Below are 7,083 nucleotides of genomic sequence, written 5' to 3' on the forward strand. Positions count from 1 at the left end.
TATATTTTTAGATTAAGGAGAATAATTATGAGTGAAAAAACAAATATTGCAGCTCTTGACTATCTCAACAGCTATGATCCTGCTGTTGGCGAGGCAATGACTGCGGAACTTAAAAGACAGAGAAGAAATCTTGAGCTTATTGCAAGCGAAAATATCGTTTCTCCTGCTGTAATGGCAGCAATGGGCAGCTTACTTACAAACAAGTATGCAGAAGGTTATCCGGGAAAGCGTTACTACGGCGGTTGCCAGTGCGTTGATGTTGTTGAGGAAATCGCACGCAAGAGAGCTTGCAAACTTTTCGGCGCAGAACACGCAAATGTTCAGCCACATTCGGGTGCACAGGCTAACACAGCAGTTTACTTTGCTATGCTCAACCCGGGCGATACAGTTATGGGTATGAACCTTAACGAGGGCGGTCATCTTACACACGGTTCACCTGTAAACATTTCAGGTAAGTATTTTAACTTTGTTCCTTACGGTGTTGACAGCGTAACACACAGAATTGACTATGATAAGGTTCTTGAGATTGCCAAGGAATGTAAGCCAAAACTTATTGTAGCCGGTGCGTCTGCATATCCAAGAATTATTGATTTTGCAAAACTCCGTGAAATTGCCGATGAAGTAGGCGCATATCTTATGGTAGATATGGCTCACATCGCAGGCCTTGTTGCGGCAGGCGTTCATCCAAACCCTGTTCCGTACTGTGAATTTGTTACATCCACAACTCATAAAACACTCCGTGGTCCGAGAGGCGGTCTTATCCTTTGCCGTGAAGAGTTTGCTAAGCAGATTGACAAGGCAATTTTCCCCGGTACACAGGGCGGTCCTCTTATGCACACAATTGCGGCTAAGGCAGTTTGCTTTGGTGAGGCATTAAAGCCTGAATTTAAAGAGTACGGTGCAAAGATTGTTTCTAACTGTAAGGCTCTTGCGGAGGGACTTCTTAAGAGAGGCAATAAGCTTGTTTCGGGCGGTACAGACAACCATGTACTTCTTATGGATCTTCGTGATACAGGTGTTACAGGTAAAGAGCTTGAGGCTCGTCTTGATGAGTGCTATATTACAGTAAATAAAAACACTATTCCGGGTGAACCGCTTTCTCCGTTCGTAACAAGCGGTGTTCGTATAGGTACTGCCGCTGTTACAACAAGAGGTCTTAACGAAGAGGATATGGACAAGATTGCCGAGTATATTACACTTGTTCTCAATGATTTTGAAAACAGTGCCGACAAGGTAAGAGCAGGCGTTGAAGAAATCTGCAAAAAGTATCCGCTTTACGAATAATAAAATTCGGTTTATTTTCCGTTCCGTCAAATTTAAGGCGGAACGGTTTTTTTGCTAAAAATCTTGACAAATTCTACGAACAAATGTACTATGAAATATATACTAAATTTGAAATGAGGCTGATTATATGAATACTCCTCTTGCAGACAGAATAAGACCGCAATCTCTTGATGATATTGTGGGGCAAAAGCATTTGCTCGGAGCGAATAAGCCACTGCGAAAAATAATTGAAAGCGGAGAAATTCCGAATCTGATTTTTTACGGTCCGTCAGGAGTGGGAAAAACAACTCTTGCTACATATATAGCTAAAAGAACGAACAGAACTCTGAAAAAACTCAACGGCACGACCGCATCAACATCCGACATAAAAGAGGTAGTTTCGGAGTTGAACACTTTTTCGGGAATGAACGGCATTTTACTGTATCTTGACGAAATTCAGTATTTTAATAAAAAGCAGCAACAGGTTTTGCTTGAATATATAGAAAACGGTTCGATTACGCTTATTGCATCGACTACCGAAAATCCGTATTTTTATGTATATAATGCTATTTTAAGCCGTTCGACTGTTTTTGAATTTAAACCGGTACCGCCCGAAGAAATAGAAAGAGCTGTGCAGAGAGCGGCGGAAATTATTTCCGAGGAACAGGAGGTAGAGGTGGATTTTCCCGAAAGTTGTCGTAAAAAAATCGCTCATGGCTGCGGAGGTGATGTAAGAAAAGCTATGAATGCGGTTGAACTTGCTATTCTTGTGGCTGACGAAGTTGACGGAGTAAAAAAAGTCAGCGAAGAAAGTGTTGCGGAACTTGTACAAAAAAGCGCCGTGCGTTATGACAAGGACGGTGACGAGCATTACGATATAATTTCCGCATATCAAAAAAGTATGCGTGGCAGTGACAGTAATGCGGCTTTACATTATCTTGCAAGGCTGCTTGAGGCAGGGGATTTGCCGAGTGCGTGCAGAAGACTTATGGTGTGTGCCTGCGAAGATGTAGGACTTGCGTATCCACAGCTTATTCCTATTGTAAAATCATGTGTGGATATTGCACAGGCTGTCGGCTTGCCGGAGGCGAGAATACCGCTTGCAGACGCAGTTATAATGGTATGCAATGCGCCGAAATCCAATTCCGCATATATGGGGATTAATCGTGCAGCACAGGATTTAAAAGCAGGCAATTACGGTCCTGTACCAAGACAGCTTCAAAATATGCACTATGATGGGGAAGATAATAATAACAAAGGACAGTTTTATAACTATCCGCACGATTATCCGAACCATTATGTAAATCAGCAATATTTGCCGGACATTATCCGTGACAGAGTTTATTACGAATACGGTGACAACAAAAACGAACAGGCATATAAGAACTATTGGGATAAAATTAAGAACAGATAGTATTATAGATAGTCACAAAAACAACATCTTGTATTTGTGCATATTGATATTAATAAATGCTTTTTCTCGCCTTTTTGTTGAATATATACAAATATAGACTAATAAATTTGGCTGTAAGAAAATCAAAATAATTCTCAAAGAGAAAAAAATATTAGCAAACATTGTTGTATAATATAATTGTCAGAACGTGGGATTATATTATCCACAAAAACCATAAAAAAAAATTTGGAGGAAATTCTTATGGTAACAACAAAGCACAGGGTACTCAGCTTAATACTTTGTATTATGCTTGCAGTATCTGCAGTTTGTGCAGGCAGTATGGCAGTATCAGCAGCAACAGGCGATACTGTATACGTTCGTGCAAACAACGGCTGGGCCAATCTGTACTGCTATATGTGGACAGATGGTGCAGGCAACAACGCAGCATGGCCTGGTGAGGCTATGACAAAGGTTGAAGATGACGTTTATGCTTACACACTTTCGGGTGATTTTAAGAATGTTATTTTCAACAACGGCAGCGGCAATCAGACAACAGACCTTACTTATGCAGGCAACGGTCAGATTTATGACCTCAGCACACGCAAGTGGTCAGCTTACTCTGATGTAACTAACCCAACACAGGCAACATCATCAACTAAGCCGACACAGGCTACACAGCCGGCAACTTCTTCGGGCAATGCAAAACCAATTTACTGCCAGAATGATGCAGGTTGGTCAAATGTATATTGCTATATGTGGAACAGCAGCACAGAGAACAACGCTGCATGGCCGGGCAAACCAATGACTGAAATCGGCGATAATGTATGGTCTTATACTCCTAATAAGGCTTATAAGAATGTTATCTTCAGTTCAGGCAGCAATAAGTCAAATGACCTTACAGTAGGTTCAGGCGACCTTTACAACAACAAGACAAATACTTGGTCTGTATATGATACAAGTGATATTCAGGTAACTTCTTATAAAGCAGACCCATCGAAAACAATTTATACAGGTACAGCTGTTACACTTTCAACAACAGCAAATAGCCTTGTAAATGCTACTATCAGCTATCAGATTTCTGTAAACGGCAAGGTAGTATCTCCTATGAGCTCGACAAACTCGTATGTATGGACACCATCAGCAGTTGGTGAATATACAATCAAGTTTGAGTATTCTGATACAAAGGGCAACACAAACGAGCGTTCACTCACACTTACTGTTGCAGATGACTCAACACTCGTTAAGCCTGTTATTAAAAATGTAACACCACTTAATCTTAACTTTATCAAGCTCAACACAAAAGCTACAGTTAAAGTTCTTGCAGGCGGCGGTAATACAGGTACAAACCTTCTTTTCTATAAGTATGTAGTTACAGATCCAAACGGTAATAAGAATATTCCTTATTACACACTTAACGATTCATACTCATTTGTACCAACAGTAAAGGGAACATACACAGTTGAAGTATATGTTGAAGGTTCTGACAACTCAAAGGTTTCAAAGACTTATACTTATACAGCTGATTCGAATGTACCGACTACAACACAGCCGACTACATCTGTTATTCCTACAACATCACCAAAACCAACTACACCAAAACCAACTACACAGCCTACAACTTCAGTACAGCCTACAACAACTCCGTTTATGCTTGGCGACTGCGACGGTGACGGCAAAGTTGATGTAAACGATGCTACATATCTCCAGATGATCATTGCTGAATACAGCGGTATGAAATATGATTTCAAGACATGTGATGTTGACGGTAACGGTGTTCTTGATGTTATAGACGCAACAATGCTTCAGAAGATGGTTGCAGAAAAGTAATTTTTAAAACATACGACGATTAACTAAAATAAATTGAGGTACTATTATGACAAAGATTAAAAAATGGTGTGCATTAGTACTTTCTGTAATGCTTGTTATTACAGCAGGCATAGTATCTGTAAACGCTGCTGACGCTGACGCTACAACTGAAGAGGTTGGTGCTGCGTCAGCTGAAACAGGCATTACTATACATTATCAGAACAGTGAACTTGCACAGCCATATGTTTACCTTTGGAATTCACTTCCAACAAACAGCGCAATGTCAGATTCATATCCGGGTGAAAAAATGACTGCCTCTTCAAACGGTTGGTTTACTTATGTAATCAACGATGTTACAGCTGTAAATATGATTTTTACAGATAAAGACGGCAAACAGTATTCACCTGAATTAAGAAGAACTACCGGTGAGTGGTGGTACAAAAACAAGAGATGGACAAAGTACAATCCTGATGAAATTGACCCTGTTGATTCAGTGGATATGCGTGAAGAGTCTATCTACTTTGTTATGACAACCCGTTTCTATGACGGAGATACAGGCAATAATGTTCATTGCTGGGATGACACACAGGCAAATAACCCTGATTCAGACCCTGCATGGCGTGGTGACTTCAGAGGTCTTGCAGACAAGCTTGACTATATAAAGGCACTTGGCTTTACAGCTATCTGGATTACTCCTGTAGTTACAAACGGTTCGGGCTATGATTATCACGGTTATCATGCTATGGACTTCTCAACCGTTGATGTACGTTATGAGAGTGATGATTTTACATACCAGGATCTTATTGATGAGGTTCACGCAAAAGGTATGAAGATTGTTCAGGATGTAGTTTTCCAGCATACCGGTAACTTCGGTGAGGCTTATTTCTGCAATCTTTTTGAAAAAGATACAACAAAAGACCTTTCAAATCTTGAAGAGTCAATGATTCCTACAGACTTACTTCTTGACACATACGGACTTAATTCAGCAGAGGAATACTGGGCACAGAAGCCTGGAATTCAGTATTCTCAAAGACTTAACCTTATGAAGAATACAACATACTCTTCGGATGTAGGTAACTCAACAGGCAGCATGCCGGATGCAAAAGATTATGATTCTGCAAAGATTTCAAATTCTGACACATTTAATGCAAACAACTATTATCATACAGGTTATTTCCAGAGCCTTAACTGGGACGACTGGACCTGTAAATTTGCTCAAATCGCAGGTGACTGTGTTGACCTCAACACAGAAAATCCGGCAGTAGCAGAACACATCGTAGATGTATACTCAGACTATATCAATATGGGCGTTGACGGTTTCCGTGTTGATACAGTAAGACATATTCCAAGACTTGCACTTAACCTTATGTACAATGACCAGCTTTATGCTGCTGCAAAGGCATCGGGTAACAACAACTTCCTTATGTTTGGCGAAATCTGTACTCGTTACACACAGATTTGGTATCGTGGCCACGCAGAGGAATCTACACCTTACTACACTTGGAAAGAGTCAAACAATAAGTGGGCTGATTTATGGAGTTACGGCACTTCTGCTGAAGATATCAACAACAATATGAATGTTGTATTTGATCATTATCTCGCAGAAGATGATCCTACAGATCAACCTACTTCAGACAATGCTTTCTTAAACGGTATTACATACCACACACCTGACAGATCTATGGCATCAGGTATGGAGGGTATTGACTTCCAGATGCACAGAATGTTTGGTAACGCAAGCAGTGCTTATAACTTTGCTAAGAGCACAGACCAGTATTATAATGATGCAACATACAATGTAATGTATGTTGATTCTCATGACTATGCTCCTGAACAGCCTGATGAAAAGAGTCGTTTTGCAGGCGGCACACAGACTTGGGCAGAGAACCTTGACCTTATGTTTACATTCCGTGGTATTCCATGCGTTTACTATGGTTCAGAGGTTGAGTTCCAGAAGGGCGCAGTTATTGATGTTGGTCCTAACGCTCCTCTTTCAACAACAGGTCGTGCTTACTACGGCGATTATCTTGAGGGTAATGTAACAGCTACAGACTTTAGCGAGTACACAGCTTCTGGTACAGTTGCTGAAACACTTGCAAGCCCGCTTAGCGTTCATCTTTCAAAGCTTAATGCTATCAGAAGAGCTATCCCTGCTCTTCAGAAAGGTCAGTACACAGCTTCTGAATCTTATGTAACAGGTGGCGATATGTCTTATATCCGCCGTTATACAAGTGCAGAAGACGGTATTGACAGCCTTGCACTTGTAACAGTTTCAAGTGGTGCTACATTTAAGAATATTCCTAACGGCAGATATGTTGACGCTGTTACAGGTGATGTTCAGAATGTAACAAACGGAACACTTACTGTTTCAGATATCGGTAAGGCAAATATGAGAGTTTATGTATGTTGTGCAAACGGCTTTACAGGCATTGACGGTCAGATCGGTGGCACATCATCTTTCCTTAAATAATAAATAATTTTTATTGCATTGCGGCACTCGTTTGAGTGCCGCTTTTGCGTTGTAATTCGTGGTTATTTATTAAAGTTTGGGTAAATTATGGTTTAGCAAATTGATTTGCCAAGCAATTATAAAAGTTTGGTCGACCTTTTCAAAAGATCGG

4 protein-coding genes are annotated in these 7,083 nt (G+C 40.6%); all 4 read left to right on the plus strand.

All coding sequences use genetic code 11. From position 1 onward, the window contains the following. Nucleotides 1-27: 27 nt before the first annotated feature. The 4 genes from glyA (at nucleotide 28) to AAAY30_RS08365 (ending at nucleotide 6,932) form a co-directional block, all read left to right on the plus strand. Entirely contained in the window at nucleotides 28-1,284 is a 1,257-nt protein-coding gene (gene glyA, locus AAAY30_RS08350) for a serine hydroxymethyltransferase (protein ID WP_195410137.1), read from the plus strand. A 127-nt stretch (nucleotides 1,285-1,411) separates the two neighbouring features. Next, the gene (locus AAAY30_RS08355) at nucleotides 1,412-2,677 is read left to right on the plus strand and encodes a replication-associated recombination protein A (RefSeq protein ID WP_022234526.1); all 1,266 of its coding nucleotides are present in this window, start codon (nucleotides 1,412-1,414) and stop codon (nucleotides 2,675-2,677) included. Nucleotides 2,678-2,917: 240 nt separating this feature from the next. Beyond that, the gene (locus tag AAAY30_RS08360; protein ID WP_195410135.1) at nucleotides 2,918-4,483 is read left to right on the plus strand and encodes a starch-binding protein; all 1,566 of its coding nucleotides are present in this window, start codon (nucleotides 2,918-2,920) and stop codon (nucleotides 4,481-4,483) included. Nucleotides 4,484-4,529: 46 nt separating this feature from the next. Then, nucleotides 4,530-6,932 carry an alpha-amylase family glycosyl hydrolase gene (locus AAAY30_RS08365; RefSeq protein ID WP_195410134.1) on the plus strand — a complete coding sequence of 801 codons (2,403 nt, stop codon included), beginning with the start codon at nucleotides 4,530-4,532 and terminating at the stop codon, nucleotides 6,930-6,932. Nucleotides 6,933-7,083 lie beyond the last annotated feature (151 nt).

The sequence above is a fragment of the Ruminococcoides bili genome (assembly GCF_040093295.1).
Taxonomy (GTDB): domain Bacteria; phylum Bacillota; class Clostridia; order Oscillospirales; family Acutalibacteraceae; genus Ruminococcoides; species Ruminococcoides intestinale_A.

Coding starts and splice junctions, on each gene's coding strand:
- glyA (WP_195410137.1), top strand. CDS start 28: ATGAGTGAAAAAACAAATATTGCAGCTCTTGACTATCTCAACAGCTAT.
- AAAY30_RS08355 (WP_022234526.1), top strand. CDS start 1,412: ATGAATACTCCTCTTGCAGACAGAATAAGACCGCAATCTCTTGATGAT.
- AAAY30_RS08360 (WP_195410135.1), top strand. CDS start 2,918: ATGGTAACAACAAAGCACAGGGTACTCAGCTTAATACTTTGTATTATG.
- AAAY30_RS08365 (WP_195410134.1), top strand. CDS start 4,530: ATGACAAAGATTAAAAAATGGTGTGCATTAGTACTTTCTGTAATGCTT.